Raw genomic sequence first — 20964 nt, 5'->3', positions numbered from 1 at the left:
CCCTCCACAATCAATTTAAATGCTTTCGAAAAGTGATAGAGGTAAAATGAATGGCCATTCGTTTTTTTCAAAAGAAAAAGATCCACAGCTTACATGCTTCTATATAATATATATAGAAACAATAAAATGTGGATCTCTTCTTTTCTCCGTCACGTTTATTAACTTGTCTATAATGTTAACCCTTAATGAAAGCGGTGTCAACAGAATTTTTTCACATTTTCGTCACTTTTTTTGGTAATGTTTCCATAGTTCTTTTTTCGATGTCGTAATTGCTGTCGCACCAGCATTTAACGCTCTTTCAACGTCTTCTACCGTTCGAATAAAACCACCTGCTAAAATTGGTACACCTGTACGCTCTTTCACCTCAGCGATGACACCCGTTAACGCACCAGGAAGCACCTCTATATAATCCGGCTTCGTCTTTTCTAGCAAATTACAGCTCTTTTCCATTGCGCTAGAATCAATTAAAAAGATGCGTTGAATGGAGACGACACCTTTTTGCTTCGCCTTCATAATTACGCTCGCCTTTGTCGATAATAACCCGTACGGTTTATATTCTTGGCATAAAAACTCCGTCGCATGCCCATCACTTTGTAATCCATGGATCAAATCCACATGTAAAAATACTTTTTTATTATGCTGCTTCGCGAGCGACACAACACTCTTCAATTGACCGACATGAATATCTAAAATAACAATATACTCATACGAACTATGTAATAGCTTCTCCAAATCTTTAATTTGCCTCACTGCCGGCAAAATCTTTTGCTCATGAAATTCCATTCTAAACGTCCCCTTCCTATCTATCCTTTATAGTACACAATTTGGGTGAAAAGAACAGCTAGTGTAGGGGATTTCTTACAAATCTTTCTCTTATCTATATATTTTCTTCAACTTATCAGAAACCGTACCACCTATAATCATTAATAGGAGCGGTAAAAAATTCATTACATATGGTGCATCTGCGACAATTGTAATGCTTGCTCCTGCAAACTTATTTAACGCCCATACAACGATTTTTGTAATAAATAAAAATACGCCCATCATAAATAGACTATCGAAAAACACCTTCCATTTCGGATACGCTAATTGCTTACTATCCTCAATTACTTTTTGCGTCAACTCTTCATCACTCCTCAATAACTCATCAATTGTAATACCGAACAGATCACTTAAATGAATAATAATTTCAATGCTCGGATAGTTCTTTCCCGTCTCCCATTTCGAAACAGACTGCCTACTTACATGAATTTTTTCAGCCAAATCATTTTGCGACCAATTTCTTTTTTCCCTTTCTTCTTTTAAACGTTCACTAAAAATCATACTGTGTTTATCACCTCTCTATGTCTAGTATGGTCAAATAAATGATGAAGAGTAAAGCTAGTTATCGTTGCGTAACCTGTGCAACTTGTGCGTTACATCTAAAAATGACGCTATGTATCATGGCGATTTCATATGTTTTTCTTCTATAATAATTTCCCGAACAATAAAAAGAAGAGAAATAAAATCCATTTCTCTTCTTCAAACTTTTTCTATTAAAGCAATACCGAATCTTTATCACTATCCTGATTCCGTTTCTCTCGCTCTTCTTCTAAACGCTTCATATATACTTCGCCTTCTTTTTCGATAAAATCATTATCCATCTCTTGCTCTTTTTTCGAAGTATATAAAACCATGTAGCCACTTAGTACAATCCCAATGATTACAAGATAAATCCACCATGGTAAAGTTTCCACTTTCGTTCATCCCTTTCCTTAGACAAGCCTTATTAGTTTCACTTTATGAGGAAAGAAGTGGATTTATGCTTAAATTTTATTGTGGATTCTTCGCGAAGAACGCTTGTACATATTCCATAAACTCGATTGGTTCCTGGCGAAACGGTGCGTGGTATCCTTTTTCAATGATATGGAACGTACTATTTGCAAATAGCTCATGATACAGTTCACCATTTTTCCAAGAAACACTCTTATCGTGTCGTCCCCATATAATTAAAGTCGGTACCTTAATTTTATCTGCTTCCATCGCAATGCGGCGCTCTCTCATTTTCGTAAGCTGATCATAATGCTCTTTATCATCGCGACTATTTTTCACTTCATTTTTATTATAATCCGTAATCTCTGTTACAGTTTGTAAGTCTGTCGATAGTGGCGGCACTTCATAACTTTCTTTTTGCTGGAAAGACTCTATTCCTGTAGAATCCGCTAAAACGAGATGCGTTACTGTATCCGGATATAAATACGCTAAATTTAGAGACATCTCTCCGCCCATCGAATGACCAAGTACTGCGAATTGATCGTATCCGAGTTTCTTCATTAACTTATAATATAAATTCACTTGCGTGGGAAACGAATACTGAAAATCAATTGGCTTAGAAGAACGCCCAAACCCTAAAATATCAACCGCAATAATCGTATGGTCCTTTACAAGTTCCGGATAAATATCACTAAACCCATCTGAAGAACCACCGAACCCGTGAAGCATAAGTAAAGGCGGTTTCTCCTCACCAATTTGCTTAAAATAAATCGTCTGCCCATCAATCTGCGCCATACTCTCTTTCGTATTCATCCTCATCATCACAGTATCTTTCACTTCTCCAACCTTCGCAATCGGCTTATCAACGAAGTTACATACGATTAACAAAACGAGCACAATACCGCTAATAAAATAAAATTTAAACCGTTTCAAAATTCCCGTCTCCTTTCTCTTGTTGCTATTTAAAGTTTTTACATTATTTGGTTGTTTTATGATTAATTTTAATTGTAACCGCGTTAGTTACAATTATGTTAAAAAAATATTACTCACTGCCATTATTAACTGTTACTTTGTAACCATTATAGTTACACATTTAAAGTAAGTCAATTCTTTTCTCTACATGTCCTAATAACAAAGAAAAGGACTTCATTTTGAAGTCCTTTTCTTTGTTATTAGAGTTGGCTTACTCCGCCGTCTCCTCTATTATCTGCAGGTGCTCCGCCTGTTTCACCAATGTTAACGTACTCTGGTCTTGCTGGTGCTCCGCCCGTGTCTCCTCTATTAAAACTAGCATAGTCTGGTTTTGCTGGTGCTCCACCTGTATCTCCTCTATTTAACGATTGCTCTTGAAATCCAGCAAAAGAATTCAATCCAATTGACAGTGTAACTACTAAACCAGTAATGAACAAACTAGTCTTTTTCATTTATTTTAACGCTCCTTTTTTAAAAATTCTTTTTTGAGCTTGACTACTAATAAAAAAGTACTTACTAGCTTTTTCATGATTTTCTTCCTGATAAAACTTATAAGCTAATATCTCCATGTATTCTTTAACACACTCTAAAAGAGAATGTTCTTCAAAATATAAAATACTTTCTAAAATTACTTTCTCTAATTGACTAGCACTGGATTTAATATTCAGCTCGTTTAAAATTATAAATCGATATTGGAATTCTTTATTTTGTAATTCATTACAAATTCTTAAGCCTAATTCTATTAACTCATTAGCAGTTTCTATCCTACCTAATTTATAATTTTCCTCTGCTTCAGTAAAAATCGCTTTAAAATTTCCAGGCATTTTTTGAGTAACTTCACTTAAATGTCTAATCGCTAAATCAGATAAATCTTGACTACCATATAGCCATCCTAAATTATTTCTAACCATTAAAGTATACTTTTCATGATTAGCTTGTTGGAAAATATTTAATGCATCATTAAAGTTTTCCTCTGCTAATTCAAATTGTCTTAAGTCTATACAACATAACCCTAAAATATTTTCACATAAAGCAAAATTAATCTCGTATCCTTGTTGCTTCGTAAAATCTTCTTTTGCTTTTTTCAAATAATCAATCGCATTGATTTGTTGATAGGAATGATAATAGAAATTCCCCATCCGATAATTAAACTCCGCATGTTCTATCGGATCTGCAATATATTTCAATAACTTCTCAGCTTGTTCGTACTGTTGTTTCGCTTCGTTATAATTTGAAATTAATGTGCAATGAAACCCTTTGAAAAAGTGATAGTAATACGCTAGAAAGCCTTCTTCCGGAATTTCGAAAGATTCCACTTTATCAAAACTATCTTCTCTAATTGAAATCCAATCAACTAATGCATCATATCTAAAATTCAATAATGTATGATAAAGCAATACATCCTGATCCACGTCCAACCCACTAATCGTACTATCAATTTCTTCTTTCATTTCCGTTGCTTTCTCTATGTTTTGCTGCAACATTACACGATACCAATTATCTAAAGAATGTTTCATTTGCTCCTTCGTTACTACATCTGTTCCCATACCTTCGCATCCCCTTTTCTCCAAATTCAAAAAATTAGAATTTTTATACAATTATCCGAATTGTATATTATCACCCCTTTTATATGTATTGAAAAATAATTGTTAGAAAATTTATAATTTAAATGAATTATACCAAATATTTCTATTTAAAAAACTTGAGAAACATTTTTCAGAAAATTTTATAGCCCAAATAAAAAAGCAAGCAATTCCAGCGATTCGCTAAAACTACTTGCTCTTCTACTTATTATTTCTATTTTTACTCTTTAATAAATTCCTTAGTACTTCTCACTGTATCAATCGGACGAACTAATTTTTCGATTTCTTCACGCTTTGGCTCTAAGAACGGAGGTAAAGATAATTTTTCCCCAAGTGTTTCGTATGGCTCATCTCCCATAAAACCAGGACCGTCTGTTGCAAATTCAAATAAAATTTGCGGTGCAACTCTTGCGTATAATGACTCGAAGAAGTGACGATTTACATATCCAGATGACGGAAGACCAACGCTACCTATTCTTTCAATCCACTCTTCTAATACAGCGCGATCCTCTACGCGGAATGCTGCATGATGCACTGTACCAAAACCTTGTTGTGCTTCAGGAAGAACCGTATTATGTTCTACGATGACTGAGGCACCATTTCCACCTTCACCTACTTCAAATAAGTAGAATTCTCCTTCTTGAGCAATCTCTTTAAATAATAGAACTTTTTCTAGTACTTCTTTGAAATAACTGAAATTCGCGATACGGATAAATACAGGTCCTAAGCCAGTAATTGCATATTCTAATGGAACTGGCCCGTCTTGCCAAGGTGTACCTGATTCCACCCCTTTATCAAATTCATCTGAGATTAATTGATAGTGTTGATCATCAAAATCAGCGAAAGAAAGAGTTTTCTTACCAAATTGCTCTTTAATTCCTGTATGTTCCACTTCCAGACGGTCAAAACGTTTCACCCAATACGCTAGTGCTGCATCAGTTGGCACTCGGAATGAAGTTTTTGAAATTTCATTTGTACCGTGTACTCCTTTTGGAACACCTGGAAAGTCAAAGAATGTCATATCTGTTCCTGCACTACCTTTATCATCTGCAAAGAATAAATGATACGTTTGAATATCATCTTGGTTTACTGTTTTTTTAACTAAACGCATTCCTAAAACGTGAGTGAAAAACTCATAGTTCTTTTCTGCACTACTTGTAATTGCTGTAACGTGGTGAATTCCTTTTAATTGGTTCATTTTATATTCCTCCAATGGTTTTAAATTTTATATTTTCTCTTCTATTATTTCTCTTCAATAGGTGCTAATTTCGCTTCAATTTCTGCTCGCTGATCTTCTAAAAACGGCGGTAAATCAAGTTTTCCTCCTAAATGTTCTACATCTCCATCAACTGTAAATCCTGGTCCATCTGTCGCAATTTCAAATAGGATTCCGTTTGATTCACGGAAGTATAAGCTTTTAAAGTAGAAACGGTCGATAATGCCTGAAGAATGGAAACCTTTTTGTATTACCTGTTCTTCCCAGTAAGCAAGCTCTGCATCGTTCTTTATACGAATTGCTAAATGATGGATGCTACCGCGGCCTGGCTTTTCAGTAGGACCATCTAAATATTTCACAACGATTTCTCCGAAGGCTTCTCCTTTAATGGACTGGAAAATCGCTTCTTCGTCGCTTCGGCTAACTTCTGTATAACCAAATATATCTGTTAATGTATTCGCCAGTTTATCAAGTCTACGCACTGTCATTTCCACTGAACCCATTCCTTGAATTTGATGTTCAGCTGGAACTTCTGATTTCTCCCACGTTTCCCAGTGCTCCACTTTTTCTCCGTTTGAAACGAGTAGCACGAGACGAAGACCTTCCGCATCCTCAAATTGCAAAGCAGGACGATTTGCATATGTTGTCATTTCACTATGTTTCACATCAAATTTCTCAAATCGTTCTTTCCAGTAATGTAAGCTTTCCTCTGAAGGAACGAGTAATCCGATTCGCGTAATTGCATTCGTACCACGGTACGTTTTTCCTACTAAAGGCATTTCAAAAAATGATAGTTCTGTACCTGGACTTCCTGTTTTATCTCCGTAAAATAAGTGATACATGGACGGATCATCTTGGTTTACCGTCATTTTCACACGACGTAAACCAAGTACATTTTTATAAAAGTGATTATTTTCATTTGCATTTTTCGTAACCATTGAAATGTGATGATGCCCTTTAATTTCATACATTGTTTATTCCTCTATTTCGTTTTACTAGTCAAGTGATAACTAAAAAAATAACATTTCCCACAAATAATATGGTTTTTAGATTTTCAATTTATGCTCATTATGTTTTTGTAAATTCATCTTAGTTTTTACTGAATAAGTTACTTTGTTTTGTAAATCGAAAGCAAGTGAGTGTATGTTTTTCATATGACTCAATCACTTTCGTTACTATCACTTTACAACTCAAGTGATTGAAAAGCAAGTTATTTATCTCAAATTCGAGATATTTTTTTATTGCATAAAATTTCGGACTAAAAACACAAGAAATTCTTGGTTTGGAGACATTATAAAATTCATAAGTTGATGGATGTAGGATATCGCCAGCATTAAAAAAACACGCTAAGAGTATGCAAGGTTTTATACAGTTTTTCAGCTAATTCAGTAACAAACAGAAATCTTAAAATCCCCTTCAGGAAAGGAATGTATAAAAAAATGTATAGATCCATAGAACGTAAAAAGGAGGTTCCCTTGTGAGAGCAGGGTTCCTCCTTGTCCTTGCTACCGATAATGTTACGTTATATTAACTGAATGCGAATACCATATACATCCGAAAATCATAACAAATCGATTCTCCGAAATGGTACAATTAGGAAAAGGGGGAAAGGATATGTACGATTACAAATTCGTGAAAGTCGAAGTTAATAACTGGAAAGGGGAACCTAAAGAAGATTATAAGCGTATTATTGCCGAACATGCTGAAGACGGTTGGAAATTTGTTCAAATCTTTGCACCATCAATCGCAGGATACGCGCAATATTTTGAGATTATCTTCGAACGAATCAAATAACCCCTTTCGAAAACAAGAGGGATTTGCTTTGAATAACATACAAAAAGAACTGAAATATTTGGGAATCTAATTGTTCTCAATTTAACTTATAAGACAAATAAGCTAATATTAATCAACTTCCAATAACGAGAATTATGTAAATAAGCTGCCCATATGGACAGCTTATTGTATTTTTTCTGAAATGCTGGCGTTACTCAACTAAAAAGTTGATATGCTCCCATTCTAGTGGCAAGATATGTTTTATTAGTTCTTCGTTACACCCATGCGTACTTCTTAACTATTTTATTTCATTTTCAATACAAAAACAGCCTCACTAAGCTCTTAACACTTAATGAGGCCATTCTATTCACAATCTTAATTATGGAAAGTTGGCTTATAGAACGAACGATTATCAAGCGCAAAGACACGTTCTGTGTATTCGCCTGGTTTTGTACGTCCTAATGCGCGGTCCATCATGTTCATTTTTGCATCTAAGTTATCAATGTAGTGCAGAATTTCTGCTTCTTTCACTAATGGTGGTTTTGGGCTACCCCATTCTGCTTTTCCGTGATGGGAAAGGACGATGTGCTGAAGGATTAATACTTCTTCTGCATCGATTTGTAGTTCGTCTGCTGCTTTACCAATTTCGTTCACCATGATAGAAATATGGCCTAGTAAATTTCCTTCTAACGTATACGTTGTAGAAATTGGGCCAGATAGTTCGAATACTTTACCAAGGTCGTGTAAAATAACGCCCGCATATAGTAAGTCTTTATCTAACGATGGGTATAGAGCTGATATAGCTTTCGCTAAATCTAACATTGATACAACATGATAAGCTAGTCCAGATACGAACTCGTGATGGTTCTTTGTCGCTGCTGGATATTCTAAAAATTCATTTTGATGCTTATTTAACAAATGTCTTGTTAGACGCTGTATGTTCGGGTTTCTCATTTCAAATATGTATTGCGTAATTTTCTCAACCATATCTTCTTTTTTTATTGGAGCTTTTTCTACAAAGTCCGAGATGTCCGTTACTTCATTCTCATTCGCAACACGAATTTGTTTCACACGTAATTGAATACGTCCTTTATAGTTTAGAATATCTCCAGCTACTTTAACGATTGTTTCCGCTACATATTGTTTCTCAACTTCTGGCGATACGTCCCATAGCTTTGCTTCAATATCTCCACTTGGATCTTGTAAGATTACTGTTAAAAATGGCTTGCCATTGCTCGCAAGACCTTTTGTCGCTGTTTTAATTAACAAGAAAACATCGACTTGTTCACCAACTTCATATTCTACAATTTTCTTTTTCATTCGAATTCCTCCACCAAATCAGTTACTTTTAGTATAGCATACTACAACTCATTTTCTTTACGCTTACGTGTTAATTTTATAATCTCATTTTCTGTAAAATACGTTAATAAATGCGCATGGCATGTAAAGAAGATAACTTGTCTATCTTTCGCAATTTCTTTTATAAGTTCAATCGTTCGATTCGTCCTTACCGCGTCAAAATGTACGAAGCTATCATCAATAATAAATGGATAGTCATGCTCAAACGTTTTCGCTAGCGCGAATCGCAATGATAAATATAACTGCTCCGCTGTCGCTTGGCTTAGTTCATGACTGTAAAAACGCATACCATCGTTACGTTCGACAATGAAAGGTTCCGCTTCTGACGGTGAGAATATTTTACTATATCTCCCGCCCGTTAAATAAACGAAATACTCTTCGGATTTTTGTAAAATACGCGGAAGATGCACTTCATGATAATATTGCTTCGTTTTCGTTAATACTGTCTTTGCGGCCGCATAAGCAGCCCACTTCTTCACTTGTTCACGCACTTGCGCTTTTTTCATTTCCCACTCATGTAGTAAATCACCATACGTACTGCCTTCTTCTAAATTCGCAATTTCTATTCGATGCTTCGCAATACGCTCTGTCAGTTCTTTCTCTTGCGCCAGACAGTTTTGCGCGGCTGTGATTTCTTGCTTTAATTTTTCATCATAACCGTCAGCCTCATAATGCTCAGCTAATGACAAACTCGTTAAGCGCTGTTCTAACAAATCAATTTGAGGTAATAAACGCCCCACTTGCTTATCCGCGTCTTCACGTTTCTCTTCCAATTTTCCTGCTTCTAAAAACATCTCTTCATCTGTAGATTCTGCGATATGCCATAACCCATCTCGCTCTACTAGTAGTTGTTTTAATTGCTCTTGCATGAACTCATATTCTTCTTGCCATTCCGCCAGCTTCTCTTTCAGCTGCTTACAAGTTTGGCGCTTCTCTTTTTCATTTTGCATACGACTTTGCGCCTCATGCAAATTACTATACTCTTTACTACCGATAACAGTTTCTAGTTTATGCTCAAAGTGCGAAATCATTTCATATAATGAAGATTTCCGCTCGCCTTGTTTATCTAGCTCACGATATAATTGCTGCATTTTTTCAATACGCTCAAACGCTGGCAACATGTGCGCATATGTAAAAAATTCAGGGAACATATAGCGCGTTTTATACGCATCTACTTGTTCTCCTATTTGGAAAGTTTCTCTCTCCCATTCTTCATAAGATGAAACGACTTTATCATAAGCACGTTCCATTTGTTGTAATTTATAAGACTCTCGCTCAAATAACTTTCGAATCTCTTCATCCTTTTCTAACTGATAACGAACGGACATCGCCTCTTCACTTTGACGCCCGCCAGCACTTTGCTGAAGAGTAAGAAGCTCTTCTTGTAATCCACCCGAAGGATCTTTATATAAAACGAGTGCTAAAACAATCCCTACAAAAACAATCACACTAATAAATAACAGCACGCGGTTATCTATAAATAGACTCGTGAATAAAACAAGCGTGTTAATAAGAAGTAACAGAAGACAAATTCTTTGCCACTGTTTTTTCTTTTGCATAGCCGCCCCTGCTTTTTCCTCATACTTGCGCTTCATTCTTTCTGCGCCCATACCTAAAAATGCAGCATCTTGAAATGATTTTTCTTTCTCAACTAACGTATTTCGTTCTTCATCAGCTAACATTTGTTTCTTGATCTGTCTTATATTTTCTTCTTGCTCTTCTAATTGCTCTTGAGCCGTTTTAAAACGTTCATCTAGTTGTGCTTTTTGCGTTTCTAACTCTCTCGCCTTTTGCACAGTTTGTGTAATTAATTCTTTCGTCGCTAAACTTATATCAAACGAAAGAACAGTCTCTTGTTCAAAAGTCGCGCCGATTTGTTGCTGTAGTTCTGCGATTTCTTCTTTTATATTCGCAATACTTCCCGTCATATCACGCATTTCTTGACGTGCATTTTCATAAGACATATGCTGCATGCGTAGTTCTTCTACATAACTTTCTTTTTGTAAAAATGCTTCATCTATTTCTGTGGAATCAATTTTTGATTGCACTGTTTCTATCTTTTTTTGAAGTGAATCTACTTGTACTTGCAGCGGCTCCATCTTTGCCTTTACCGCTTCATAGCGCGCCATCCCGTTTACAGGAAACTGCCCGTTCTCGTTTTCTAACACTTTCTCGTGCGCACTCTTTTCAATAACGAGAGGCTCAAGCGCTGCTAATATTTCATAGTCTTGCTTTCGTCTTTCGGCTGACTCTTTTTCCGCACGAACAAAAGTAAGTTTCTCTTCACTTTCTTTTAACTGCTCGACCTGTTTTTCATACGTGCCAATTTTCCCTTGCCACTCTTTCATCTTTTCCTCAATTTTCTTCATCTCTTGCAGTGACACGTTAATTTCAGGATTACGACCACTCGGCTTAAAACGCTGATTCATTTCTTTTTCTAACTTTTTATCTAACTGCAATAACGCATCACTTCCGACTGCGCTGGCCGAAAATAAATAATTGCCGATATCCGCTTCGCCGAGCTGATGAATATTTTGAAGACCATGCATATCAAATGAAAAAACAGAATCAAATAAGCTTTCATTCACACCGCTTAATATATCGTTTAAAATATCTTCGCCGCCAGTTTTCCCGCCTTCAAAATAAACGGTCACCGCGCCTACTGCCGTCTTTGGCAATCGTTCAATTTTCAAACGGCCGTACTTCTCTATTTGAACAGTCATCGCTCCGCCGTACTTCCCGCCTTCTTTCGGCTCATAACGGCGCTGTCCTCTCGTCGGAAAACCGAATAAAATACTTTTCATAAACGAGCGAATTGTCGATTTCCCCGCTTCATTTTCACCGTACAGTACCGTCAGCAATGACAGATCCATTTCCACATTTTCTAGTTTTCCATAGCCATAAATATGGAGTTTTTCAATTCTCATTTTTTATCCCTCTCTTGCTGGAATAATTGCTCTAAAATAATATTTTCCGCTTCCTTTTGAATCTCTTTCTTCTCTTCTTCCGTAAAAGCTTCAATACTATTACGTGCTACAGGAGATGTCCAAATGGTGCGCAATACTCCGTCCATATTTGTGAAAGCTTCTAACTCTTTCAGCACACTACCGACGAAATGATTTTCTTCTTTCAAACGTTCAATTTCCGCAAAAGAAACCGTCTCATTTTTCCACTTCATCGCATACACAAAGTCTTTTCGCTCTTCGCCAGCTGCTAAAATATGAAAAATCTCTTCCACGCGCTTGTCTTCACGCAAATATGGAGAAAGTGGTCCCTGTCCTGTAAATATGACAGTTAAAAGCGTACCTTCCTCTTCTCTTCTGCATTCATTCATCGCACTTGATGCGCTCGTCATAAGATCATCAACAGTTTCAAGTCCATCGATACTCACTTCTATCTCATCCCATACAACATCCGCCGTATGGAAAAACGAACATTGCGATCCTTGTTTCGTGAGTTCAATAAGATATGCACCTTTCTCGCCGGTCTCCTTACGATGACGTCCTTGTATATTACCTGGATAAATAATGCATGGCTCCTCCGATAAAATTTCACGTTTATGTATATGGCCAAGAGCCCAATAATCAAACTGCTTTTCTTTCAGCTCACGAATTTGAAACGGTGCATAGCGATTATGCTCTGCATCCCCTTCCACACTTCCGTGAAGCATTCCAATATGAAAAGGCGCATCACTCATTTTCGTATACTGCGCTGTCATATTATCCGTTACCGCTTGCTGCAAATAACTAAACCCATAAATAGAAGCTACAAGCTCACCATTTTTATAAAATGATTTTTCTTCTACATAAGGCTCCGTAAACACGTGAACATTTTCCGGAAACTCAATTGCCGCCCAGCTTCCCCCTAAATGATCGTGGTTACCGTGAATAATAAAAACAGGGATATCGTACTGCGACAGTCTCTTCATTTGCTCACGCACAAACACTTGCGCCCTCAAACTTCTCGTCTCCGCATCATACAAATCCCCGGCTAGTAATACGAAATCAACGCGCTCTTGAATCGCTTTATCAACAATACGCTCGAACGATTCAAACGTACTCTGCTTCATTCTCTCCCAAACAGACTGCGCAACATTCATCTCCATCCCTTTAAACGGACTATCCAAATGCAAATCAGCCGCATGTATAAACTTCACTTGTTTCACAAATAACGATCCTTTCTATAGTTCAAAAGTTTCATCTTATCCGCATGAACACAAACAATAAATGCTCAATTGGCGAAAACTAGTAATAAGCAGGAAATAAAAAATCCCCCACTGATTAAAGTTTCACCTTACCCCGTATTAACGGGCAGTAGGCAAAGAAGCCAATCTGAAAGTAAACTGCCCATAAATACCCGATTGGTGAAGGCTAATAACTAGTGGGGATGAAAAGACTCCCCACTAGTTAAAGTTTCACTTTATTGTAACACGCAATGTCATATATTTCTTTGCATATTCTAGTGATTTATGACAAAATAGTTATAAGATTCTGATTTTAATTATTGGAGGGAATTTTCATGGAAGTATACGTTCTAACAGTCTTTGAAAAAGATGGTTCAAAAGCATTAGACGAATCATTCGAGGCAGCAACTGAAAAAGAAGCGAAAGCAAAAGGTGAATCTATTTTACAAGAAAAAGGATTGTACGAAAAAACACATCGCTGCACATCTTCTGCAGGTAAGCTCGTTTTATTCCAGCGCTAAAAAAAGAAGCGTCATCCGCTTCTTTTTCACTCTACTATATCTTCGTCACACCACGTAAACACCACATCTAGAATGCGATTACCGATACGTACGCGTTTATTCCATTTACCTGTTTGGATCTGATGTTGCAATTCCGCTTTCATCTTTTCCGTCCAGTCGTGAATCGTGTCACTACGGTCGTACGGATATACGCCCGGAAACTCTTCCTGCAGAAGATGCAAGCTCTCTGCATCAAAATGAAAATGGAAGAAGTAGTTTGCTGTAAGCGATGGTTCTTGCAATCGTAAAAAATGATCATCAACTTGCTTTCTATTTCTATAGAAAGTAAAGATATTCACTTTACCGCTCGTAATTTGGTCAATTTGAATTTCGTGCTTCTCTATAATCACGTCTTGCCCACCTCGTTATATACTACCCTTAGTATATATGTCTTTTGCAACAAAGTTAACCATTTTCGCGCGAAATTCATTTCCTTCATTATATTACCTGTACCTCCAAGTACAATCAGGACAAATAAACAAAGTTGAAGGGGAGCGATCACATGTATTTCGGAAGCAAAGGTTGGTATGTAAAAGAACTTAAAAAATTAGGGATTCGTACTTACGAAGGTAAAAAACTAGAATCTTATCGTACACATATTTTATCTAGTTTACTTGAGAGAATGAAGAAAGCTTCGGCTTAATAGATGTAGGAAGCGACTACGGTTGCTTCCTTTTTATTTACTAAATAAAAAGGAAATCATCATACCTTAACTTTTTAACTTTACCGTTATACTTCCTTGATAGAAACCGCCCATTATCAACTGAATCTCTAGTACCAAATACTCTTCCAGATAATCATTTGTATATATTTTAAATTCTCCATACTTATTAACCGGTCCGCTTCCAACATACATATCGCCACTCGTTATGACAATTGTTGAATGAGGTTCTGCACGGCCCAATACACAATTATCACCATATTCCACAGAATCTATCGTTATTTTTTGATGCATATTATTAACTGAACCTATACAGTTCTTATTACACAAATTAACATCTCTTTCTTCAGCCCTCGATAGCGCTCGATTCCTACTAGTCTTTTCTGAAGAGAAAGCAACATTCCCCAGCCAACTAAACCTATCAAATGTAGTAATAGGTAGAAACATCTACGTTAACTCCCCCATTCTTCCAATACTTCCATCTCATTTTTTATCAACTAAGGTCTTTTAATGAACTTGCAGCAATACGTTTTATGTTGGGATAAAAGAAAACAGCTTTGATTTTCCATTCAATTTCGCACTGTTAATTTGTACAAAACACATAGAATACTGGTTTTCACCCCAGATGTAATGACAACACTACACAAAAGAAACCACGGTCCATTAAATGTAAATCCACCTTCAAATATATTAATAATAATTATGTTACCAATTATTAAGAGAATCCATGAAATGAAATACTGTTTTCCATTTGTAATATATAAAATTTCATCCTCATAACAGACTGTAATTCCCCCACCTTGCCAAACACCAATAGCGAAAGAAATAAGCGTAACTGCCAGTAACTCTGCTTGTAAATCCCTAGTCATTGGTTGCGGCGCCGTATAAGTAATAATCCCTATCATCATGAGAAAAGTTATAATATCTATCCAGTTTAATTTTCTTTGTTTGCTTTGCAGCCAAATAAAGAAAATTAATACAGGAATTAAAAGCAAAGTTTCCATTTAATTATTCTTCTTCCTTTCCTACATTAGAAACGTCTATAATTGTAATGCAATTAGATTGTTCTTAAATCTCTCATACTTTCTGAAGCATAACATGAGAAAGAAATAAAAAAATCGTACAAAAGGGCAAGCCTATAATGTACGATTGGGCATATATAATGTTTTAAAAATGAATTAACTTCCTTTCAATAGATACAGCTACTGCTTCTGACCGTGAATTAACACCTAATTTATTGTATATATTTGTTAAATATGCTTTTACCGTTCGCTCAGCTATTCCCATATCAAATGCAATTTCTTTATTCTTATATCCGCGCGCAATAGCTTTCAGCACAAACAATTCTTTAACCGTTAAGTTATTTTCTGCAACCTTATCAGCATGTACTTCTTTCCTTTTATACTTCACTATCTTTTCCATAATATTTGGTTGTAGTAAAATCTCACCTCGAATAGCCGCTTCCAATGTTCGAAACAAATTCTCACGATCCGTATCTTTTAGCAAATATCCTTTTGCCCCTAACTCAATTCCCTTTAACATTAATTCATCTTCGTTATAAGTAGTTAATATAATAATCGGCGTATGGTTTTGTTTTTCATTCAAAGCCTCAATTGTTTCTAAACCACTCATTTTAGGCATATTCAAATCCATTAAAATGACATCAGGTTTCTTCTTTTCTATGAAAGAAAGGGCTTCTTCTCCGTTTGCAGCCTCACCTATAATTTGAAATGAATCACTCGTTTCTATTATTAATTTCAGACCTTCTCTTACAACGAAATGATCATCTACAATTAATACGTTATGCTTCATGGCTATCTCCTTCTTTATTTATAGGCACTTGAATATACACTTTCGTACCTTTCATCTTTTCACTCAATATATGTATTTCTCCCTTAATCAATCGAACACGCTCATTTAGACCAATTAAACCATAATGTCCAGGATTCTTACCGATATATCTAGTGTCAAAACCAATTCCATTATCTTCAACTTCAATAGTAAGTTTTTCAAGATCATCGATATATTCAACATTTAAATTTACATCTGCTGCCTGTGAATGTTTTGCGATATTCGTTAAACATTCACTAATTACATATAAACAGTGCTCTTTTACTACGCTTGAAATATACGGTGGACTTTGAATAGTAAGTCTCACATGTATAGACGTAGCTTCAGAAAAACGTTGAACCTCTTCTTTTACTGCTCCATTAAATGAATTAGTAGTATGACGCAAATCATCAATAACCAACCTTGCATCATGTAGAGTTTGTCTCGCTCTTATCATAGTTTGTTTCATAATCTCTTGAGATCGTGCTGTATTCCCTTTTTGCATATGGGCATCTATCGCTTCCAATTGCATAATTAAGCTCGCTAAACCTTGCGCTAACGTATCATGTAAATCTCTTGCCATACGCTGCCTTTCATTAGCTAATGTCAATTCTTCCACTCTCATATATGCAGACTCTAACTCTTGAATATAGCTCTGTATACGATTACGCGCATCAAATTGCTGCTTATTAATATAAGAAAAAGGAATAATAATTGCTAACACTAAAAGAAACATAGAAATAAGAATAGCTAATTTATTCACACCATAATTGATACTAATTGCAGCACAAAATATTGCATACATAAGAGTAAAAACTGCCATTACTTTAAATATATTGTTATAAACATATAGACTTTGGGCAATTAAAATAGGGGTTAATCCAACAAAAATAGCTATTGAACCATTTGGTACAATAAATGCAGCGAGAAACACAATGAAGAGTTGTACAAAAAAGAAGTACAATAATTGCCTATTCTTTAATGAACTCGCATACCAATGAAAAATAGTATGAATAACAATGACTATTGTAAAGAAGAAACTATCCATAGAGAAAATATTATTACGAAATTCTAAAAGCATTGAAGCTATATATACGAGGGTAATCCATAAAACAATAAACCTTCTTGGAATAAATACCGCTTCCAATACATTTGTATCCAAATCTATATTTGAATTTATTTTTTTCATATCCGACCTCCACCATTACATTATACTATACAAGATGCGACTTATATTTTGATAGGTTACTGATTCCTCTTTATCCTCATTACCGAATACAAATATGAAATATTGCATATAGAAATGCATTGATGTATTTGTAAACGCTTACTATAATGAGGGCATAAAGATTCATTACATCTTACTATTAAAAAAAGGAGGCAATCATATGGAAATCGCAATGGCAGTTTTAAAATTCGTAGGTGGAGTAATTCCATTGGTTCAAGAACTTTTAAAAGCATTCATGTAAGGTTATCATTCAGCAATTATCTATAAGAATTATCATGCAAATGATCTGTATATCAAAACAAATTGATACACAGATCATTTGTGTGAGTAAACTTTAAACGAGAGCTATGTATCCTAACAGAACAATAATGATACATCTATCTCAAGTCGGAAAAAGGCGCTCACAAGGGCGTCTTTTTATTATATTACTATGTATTCAGGAAATCGATTTTACAATCCATACAATGCTACATAATTCATGTATCTTTTTGAAATTTGCACAATAAAAATCCCCTCAAAGCATAAACTCCAAGGGTCGAGCCTATTTTTCATTAAATTTTTTAAACACAGCAATACCGTTTTCTACGATTTTATCAAATGTATAAACGAAGACTGTCTGTTCCTCTTTATTTAGTGCTAATGAAATAACCAACCAAACCAAAAATGCTATAATTAACCCAATCAAACTAAGGGGGAACAACTATCTTGCACGGAAAATACATTCAATTTCATGAGTTTGGTAACCCAAAAGATGTATTACAAGTTGAATATAAAAATATAGAACCATTAAAAGATAATGAAGTTTTGGTTCGTATGTTAGTTAGACCGATTAATCCATCTGACTTAATTCCCGTAACCGGAGCGTATGCACATAGAATCCCTTTACCTAACATCCCTGGTTATGAAGGTGTTGGTATTGTAGAAGATGTAGGCGCGGGCGTTACTAGAGACCTTATCGGTAAACGCGTATTACCTTTACGCGGAGATGGTACTTGGCAAGAGTTCGTTACAACATCAGCTGACTTTGTAGTCCCTATTCCTGATTCCATCGATGATTTTACAGCGGCACAAATGTATATTAATCCCCTTACGGCGTGGGTCACATGCACAGAAACGCTAAACTTAAAACAGAATGATATTTTATTAGTAAATGCTTGTGGATCCGCTATTGGTCATCTTTTTGCTCAGTTATCACAAATTTTAAACTTCCGATTAATTGCCGTTACAAGAAATAGTAAACATACAGAGGAATTACTTCAGCTCGGTGCTGAATATGTAATAGATACTTCCACTGCCCCGCTTTATGAAACAGTTATGGAGTTAACAAACGGGCTTGGTGCAGATGCAGCGATTGATTCTATCGGAGGACCGGATGGAAATGAATTAGCGTTCTCCTTACGTCCAAACGGGCACTTTTTAACGATCGGTCTTCTATCAGGCATACAAGTGAACTGGGCAGAGATTGTCACGAAAGCAAAAGTGCACGCGAACATATTTCATTTACGACATTGGAATAAAGAATTATCACCATATAAATGGCAAGAAACGTTTCGTCACTTAATTCGCTTAGTGGAAAATGAGCAATTACGTTTCATGACAGTCCATTCTACATATGACTTAGCAGATGTGAAAAGTGCGGTTGATATTGTGCAGTCTGCTGAGAAAACGAAGGGGAAAGTATTTTTGACGATTTAGTAAATGCTATTGAAAGATCTATTTTGATTGATTTTTTCAAAATAGATTTTTTTATGTCTTATAAATCCTATTTTAGTATCCCCGCTTCAACTACCTAAAAAATAACATTGTCAACAGAACTTAAATTGGTTATCATAAAAGCGAATATAACAGGAGATGAGCAGATGAATATGAACGAAAAGAAATCTTTTTCAAAAGTTTCTCGGCGGAAATTAGTCGATGAAGTGTTGGAACGTCTACAAGAAAAAATCTTTTCTGGCGAGTATGAAGTTGGCGATCGCCTCCCTACAGAGCCGCAATTAATGGAAGAGTTAGGAGTAGGACGTTCAACGCTGCGAGAAAGCATAAAGATATTAGTACATGCTGGCATATTAGAAGTTCGACAAGGACAAGGTACTCGTATTGTCTCACTAAATACAACGCAAGATTCATTTGAAAAACGACTGCAAGCAGCTAATATTAATCATGTGTACGAAGCAAGAAATATGTTAGATAAAGAAGTAGCTATGTTAGCGGCACAGCGCCGAAGTGAAGAGGATCTTTTATACTTAAAAGGACATTTGAATAAAAGAAAACATGCCCTTCAAGAAGGAAATTATGTAGCATACATAGATGCAGACATTCAGTTTCATCTAGCAATTGCAAAGGCGAGCAAAAACGAAGTTCTACTTGATTTGTATCAATCTTTCGTACCTGCCCTTCGCCACATTTTAAGCCAATTAATATTAAATACAGTGAACTATGAAGATAACTCTGAAATTCATGAAAAATTATTCCAAGCTATTTTAAAACAAAATGCCGAAGAGGCACGAACATACGCCGTTCAAAATTTGGAGCTGAAATAAGCTCCTTATATATTACACTTAAACATCAGATGATATACTCAATAACATCTGATGTTTATAAGAGGAGAAAATCAAATTGAAACATCAAGGACGAACTTATTTGTATATACTAGCACTATTTTTTGTTTCCATTAATTTACGTATCGGAATTACATCTATTTCACCTTTATTAGAAACCATCCGACAAGACTTAAATATAAGCAATTTTTCCGTTAGTTTTTTAACAGCTATTCCTGTTTTTTGTATGGGGACATTCGCCTTACTGACTGGGAAGGTAATTAAAAAATATGGGGCAGAAAAAGCAATTATGGCTTGTCTTATTTTAATTGGCTTTGCTACATGTATGAGGGCTTTTACCTCTTCCATTTCCACATTATTCGCGAGCTCTTTATTTATCGGCATTGGAATTGCACTTGCAGGTCCGTTACTATCAGGTTTTATTAAAGAAAAATTCCCTACGAAAATCGGCTTAATGATTGGAATATATTCAGTAGGCATGGGAACTGGCGCTTCTTTAAGTGCAGGATTAACGATTCCTTTACAACATGTATTAAAAGACGATTGGAATATGGCACTCGCTTTTTGGGGTGTACTTACTATAATCGCTATTATATTTTGGTATCCGGTTATGAAACGAAAAAAGAATACGAGCACACAAGATAAAAAGAATAATAGTTTACCTTTAAGAAATAAAAAAGCATGGTTGTTCACAATCTTTTTCGGACTACAATCAGGAATCTTTTACTCCATTACAACTTGGCTTGCGCCCGCAAATCAAAATATGGGTGTCAGTAGCGAACAAGCTGGTACTCTCATAACTGTTTTTACAGTTGTTCAAATGATATGCAGCTTTTTCATTCCAACATTAGCGGATATTTATAAAAACCGAGCACTTTGGTTATTAGGGAGTATATGCTTTGTACTGGTAGGTTTATCGCTTATGATTTACCCACTAACTACACCATGGATCCCTTCTATTTTACTAGGTATCGGGCTCGGCGGCGTATTCCCACTCGCTCTCATGCTACCGCTATATGAAACAAAAACTTCAGAAGATGCGAGTGCATGGACCGCTATGATGCAGTCCGGAGGATACATTATGGGCGGATTCATTCCTGTCCTAGCTGGAATCACTCGTGACTATTTTGATGGTTATACGCAAATTTTTATTATAATGGCACTTTTAAGCCTAATTTTATTCATGTTAACTTTAGTCATGAACAAAAAGAAAAGAAATGCAGAAGATCTTGTCTCCGCTTAAATTTTAAATGTTAATATATGGTATAATTTAATTAAAAACGAAAGGA

At 35.7% G+C, this 20964-nt stretch carries 22 protein-coding genes; 6 read left to right on the top strand and 16 right to left on the bottom strand.

What is annotated here, in order from left to right; genetic code table 11:
• Positions 1-222: 222 nt before the first annotated feature.
• The 8 genes from glpP to JFU23_RS20810 all read right to left on the bottom strand — a co-directional run bounded on the left by glpP (position 223) and on the right by JFU23_RS20810 (position 6494).
• Positions 223-783: a glycerol uptake operon antiterminator GlpP gene (gene glpP, locus JFU23_RS20845; protein ID WP_000394293.1), complete on the bottom strand. Its 561-nt coding sequence runs from the start codon at positions 781-783 to the stop codon at positions 223-225.
• Between the two features lie 90 nt (positions 784-873).
• Positions 874-1323, bottom strand: a complete 450-nt coding sequence (locus JFU23_RS20840) for a helix-turn-helix domain-containing protein (protein WP_002087188.1) — start codon at positions 1321-1323, stop codon at positions 874-876.
• A 212-nt stretch (positions 1324-1535) separates the two neighbouring features.
• Complete coding sequence (locus JFU23_RS20835) at positions 1536-1736, bottom strand: sporulation YhaL family protein (protein ID WP_002087191.1); 201 nt, start codon at positions 1734-1736, stop codon at positions 1536-1538.
• A 76-nt stretch (positions 1737-1812) separates the two neighbouring features.
• Positions 1813-2685: an alpha/beta fold hydrolase gene (locus JFU23_RS20830; protein WP_201032613.1), complete on the bottom strand. Its 873-nt coding sequence runs from the start codon at positions 2683-2685 to the stop codon at positions 1813-1815.
• Between the two features lie 239 nt (positions 2686-2924).
• A complete protein-coding gene (locus tag JFU23_RS20825) occupies positions 2925-3176 on the bottom strand; it encodes a hypothetical protein (protein ID WP_201032612.1) in 252 nt (83 codons plus the stop codon).
• On the bottom strand, positions 3177-4271 hold the full coding sequence (locus JFU23_RS20820; RefSeq protein WP_201032611.1) for a response regulator aspartate phosphatase: 1095 nt from the start codon (positions 4269-4271) through the stop codon (positions 3177-3179).
• A gap of 256 nt (positions 4272-4527) precedes the next feature.
• Positions 4528-5505, bottom strand: coding sequence for a ring-cleaving dioxygenase (locus JFU23_RS20815; protein ID WP_201032610.1), 978 nt, complete (start codon positions 5503-5505; stop codon positions 4528-4530).
• A 44-nt stretch (positions 5506-5549) separates the two neighbouring features.
• Complete coding sequence (locus JFU23_RS20810; RefSeq protein WP_201032609.1) at positions 5550-6494, bottom strand: ring-cleaving dioxygenase; 945 nt, start codon at positions 6492-6494, stop codon at positions 5550-5552.
• Positions 6495-7137: 643 nt separating this feature from the next.
• Here JFU23_RS20810 and JFU23_RS20805 point away from each other — a divergent pair.
• Entirely contained in the window at positions 7138-7317 is a 180-nt protein-coding gene (locus JFU23_RS20805) for a DUF4177 domain-containing protein (RefSeq protein WP_000272495.1), read from the top strand.
• A 354-nt stretch (positions 7318-7671) separates the two neighbouring features.
• Here the strand turns inward: JFU23_RS20805 and yhaM are convergent, their stop codons facing one another.
• From yhaM to JFU23_RS20790, 3 genes are read right to left on the bottom strand one after another with little or no spacing between them, the layout of a single operon-like run.
• The gene (yhaM, locus tag JFU23_RS20800) at positions 7672-8616 is read right to left on the bottom strand and encodes a 3'-5' exoribonuclease YhaM (protein WP_002011096.1); all 945 of its coding nucleotides are present in this window, start codon (positions 8614-8616) and stop codon (positions 7672-7674) included.
• A gap of 41 nt (positions 8617-8657) precedes the next feature.
• Positions 8658-11582 (bottom strand): ATP-binding protein, encoded by a 2925-nt coding sequence (locus tag JFU23_RS20795; protein WP_201032608.1) that lies wholly within the window; start codon positions 11580-11582, stop codon positions 8658-8660.
• The gene (locus JFU23_RS20790) at positions 11579-12820 is read right to left on the bottom strand and encodes a metallophosphoesterase family protein (RefSeq protein ID WP_201032607.1); all 1242 of its coding nucleotides are present in this window, start codon (positions 12818-12820) and stop codon (positions 11579-11581) included. The genes JFU23_RS20795 and JFU23_RS20790 overlap by 4 nt, the downstream gene beginning before the upstream one ends.
• A gap of 353 nt (positions 12821-13173) precedes the next feature.
• On the opposite strand from JFU23_RS20790, the gene JFU23_RS20785 reads away from it, so the two are divergent.
• Positions 13174-13359 carry a YhzD family protein gene (locus JFU23_RS20785; RefSeq protein ID WP_201032606.1) on the top strand — a complete coding sequence of 62 codons (186 nt, stop codon included), beginning with the start codon at positions 13174-13176 and terminating at the stop codon, positions 13357-13359.
• A gap of 26 nt (positions 13360-13385) precedes the next feature.
• Here the strand turns inward: JFU23_RS20785 and JFU23_RS20780 are convergent, their stop codons facing one another.
• Complete coding sequence (locus JFU23_RS20780) at positions 13386-13748, bottom strand: hypothetical protein (protein ID WP_002064091.1); 363 nt, start codon at positions 13746-13748, stop codon at positions 13386-13388.
• A gap of 152 nt (positions 13749-13900) precedes the next feature.
• Here JFU23_RS20780 and JFU23_RS20775 point away from each other — a divergent pair, with 152 nt between their 5' ends.
• Positions 13901-14041 carry a YflJ family protein gene (locus JFU23_RS20775; protein ID WP_000273535.1) on the top strand — a complete coding sequence of 47 codons (141 nt, stop codon included), beginning with the start codon at positions 13901-13903 and terminating at the stop codon, positions 14039-14041.
• A 66-nt stretch (positions 14042-14107) separates the two neighbouring features.
• Here the strand turns inward: JFU23_RS20775 and JFU23_RS20770 are convergent, their stop codons facing one another.
• The 4 genes from JFU23_RS20770 to JFU23_RS20755 all read right to left on the bottom strand — a co-directional run bounded on the left by JFU23_RS20770 (position 14108) and on the right by JFU23_RS20755 (position 17078).
• On the bottom strand, positions 14108-14506 hold the full coding sequence (locus JFU23_RS20770; protein WP_201032605.1) for a hypothetical protein: 399 nt from the start codon (positions 14504-14506) through the stop codon (positions 14108-14110).
• A gap of 122 nt (positions 14507-14628) precedes the next feature.
• Complete coding sequence (locus JFU23_RS20765) at positions 14629-15063, bottom strand: hypothetical protein (RefSeq protein ID WP_085309553.1); 435 nt, start codon at positions 15061-15063, stop codon at positions 14629-14631.
• Positions 15064-15226: 163 nt separating this feature from the next.
• Positions 15227-15871: a response regulator gene (locus tag JFU23_RS20760; protein ID WP_002087211.1), complete on the bottom strand. Its 645-nt coding sequence runs from the start codon at positions 15869-15871 to the stop codon at positions 15227-15229.
• Entirely contained in the window at positions 15861-17078 is a 1218-nt protein-coding gene (locus JFU23_RS20755; protein WP_085309552.1) for a sensor histidine kinase, read from the bottom strand. Before JFU23_RS20755 ends, JFU23_RS20760 begins: the two co-directional genes overlap by 11 nt.
• Before the next feature lie 744 nt (positions 17079-17822).
• Here JFU23_RS20755 and JFU23_RS20750 point away from each other — a divergent pair.
• The 3 genes from JFU23_RS20750 to JFU23_RS20740 all read left to right on the top strand — a co-directional run bounded on the left by JFU23_RS20750 (position 17823) and on the right by JFU23_RS20740 (position 20918).
• On the top strand, positions 17823-18812 hold the full coding sequence (locus JFU23_RS20750; protein WP_201032604.1) for a zinc-dependent alcohol dehydrogenase family protein: 990 nt from the start codon (positions 17823-17825) through the stop codon (positions 18810-18812).
• Between the two features lie 164 nt (positions 18813-18976).
• On the top strand, positions 18977-19657 hold the full coding sequence (locus JFU23_RS20745; protein ID WP_016133825.1) for a FadR/GntR family transcriptional regulator: 681 nt from the start codon (positions 18977-18979) through the stop codon (positions 19655-19657).
• Between the two features lie 76 nt (positions 19658-19733).
• Positions 19734-20918, top strand: coding sequence for an MFS transporter (locus JFU23_RS20740; protein WP_201032603.1), 1185 nt, complete (start codon positions 19734-19736; stop codon positions 20916-20918).
• The last annotated feature ends 46 nt before the right edge of the window (positions 20919-20964 follow it).

It is taken from the genome of Bacillus sp. TH50, from assembly GCF_016650565.1.
Lineage (GTDB): Bacteria > Bacillota > Bacilli > Bacillales > Bacillaceae_G > Bacillus_A > Bacillus_A mycoides.
This window is presented reverse-complemented; position numbering and strand designations above follow the sequence as displayed.

What these genes read in the sequence shown, in the direction of transcription:
- glpP (WP_000394293.1), bottom strand. Translation starts at nt 783, where the DNA reads ATGGAATTTCATGAGCAAAAGATTTTGCCGGCAGTGAGGCAAATTAAA.
- JFU23_RS20840 (WP_002087188.1), bottom strand. Translation starts at nt 1,323, where the DNA reads ATGATTTTTAGTGAACGTTTAAAAGAAGAAAGGGAAAAAAGAAATTGG.
- JFU23_RS20825 (WP_201032612.1), bottom strand. Translation starts at nt 3,176, where the DNA reads ATGAAAAAGACTAGTTTGTTCATTACTGGTTTAGTAGTTACACTGTCA.
- JFU23_RS20820 (WP_201032611.1), bottom strand. Translation starts at nt 4,271, where the DNA reads ATGGGAACAGATGTAGTAACGAAGGAGCAAATGAAACATTCTTTAGAT.
- JFU23_RS20815 (WP_201032610.1), bottom strand. Translation starts at nt 5,505, where the DNA reads ATGAACCAATTAAAAGGAATTCACCACGTTACAGCAATTACAAGTAGT.
- JFU23_RS20810 (WP_201032609.1), bottom strand. Translation starts at nt 6,494, where the DNA reads ATGTATGAAATTAAAGGGCATCATCACATTTCAATGGTTACGAAAAAT.
- JFU23_RS20805 (WP_000272495.1), top strand. Translation starts at nt 7,138, where the DNA reads ATGTACGATTACAAATTCGTGAAAGTCGAAGTTAATAACTGGAAAGGG.
- yhaM (WP_002011096.1), bottom strand. Translation starts at nt 8,616, where the DNA reads ATGAAAAAGAAAATTGTAGAATATGAAGTTGGTGAACAAGTCGATGTT.
- JFU23_RS20795 (WP_201032608.1), bottom strand. Translation starts at nt 11,582, where the DNA reads ATGAGAATTGAAAAACTCCATATTTATGGCTATGGAAAACTAGAAAAT.
- JFU23_RS20785 (WP_201032606.1), top strand. Translation starts at nt 13,174, where the DNA reads ATGGAAGTATACGTTCTAACAGTCTTTGAAAAAGATGGTTCAAAAGCA.
- JFU23_RS20775 (WP_000273535.1), top strand. Translation starts at nt 13,901, where the DNA reads ATGTATTTCGGAAGCAAAGGTTGGTATGTAAAAGAACTTAAAAAATTA.
- JFU23_RS20770 (WP_201032605.1), bottom strand. Translation starts at nt 14,506, where the DNA reads ATGTTTCTACCTATTACTACATTTGATAGGTTTAGTTGGCTGGGGAAT.
- JFU23_RS20765 (WP_085309553.1), bottom strand. Translation starts at nt 15,063, where the DNA reads ATGGAAACTTTGCTTTTAATTCCTGTATTAATTTTCTTTATTTGGCTG.
- JFU23_RS20760 (WP_002087211.1), bottom strand. Translation starts at nt 15,871, where the DNA reads ATGAAGCATAACGTATTAATTGTAGATGATCATTTCGTTGTAAGAGAA.
- JFU23_RS20755 (WP_085309552.1), bottom strand. Translation starts at nt 17,078, where the DNA reads ATGAAAAAAATAAATTCAAATATAGATTTGGATACAAATGTATTGGAA.
- JFU23_RS20745 (WP_016133825.1), top strand. Translation starts at nt 18,977, where the DNA reads ATGAATATGAACGAAAAGAAATCTTTTTCAAAAGTTTCTCGGCGGAAA.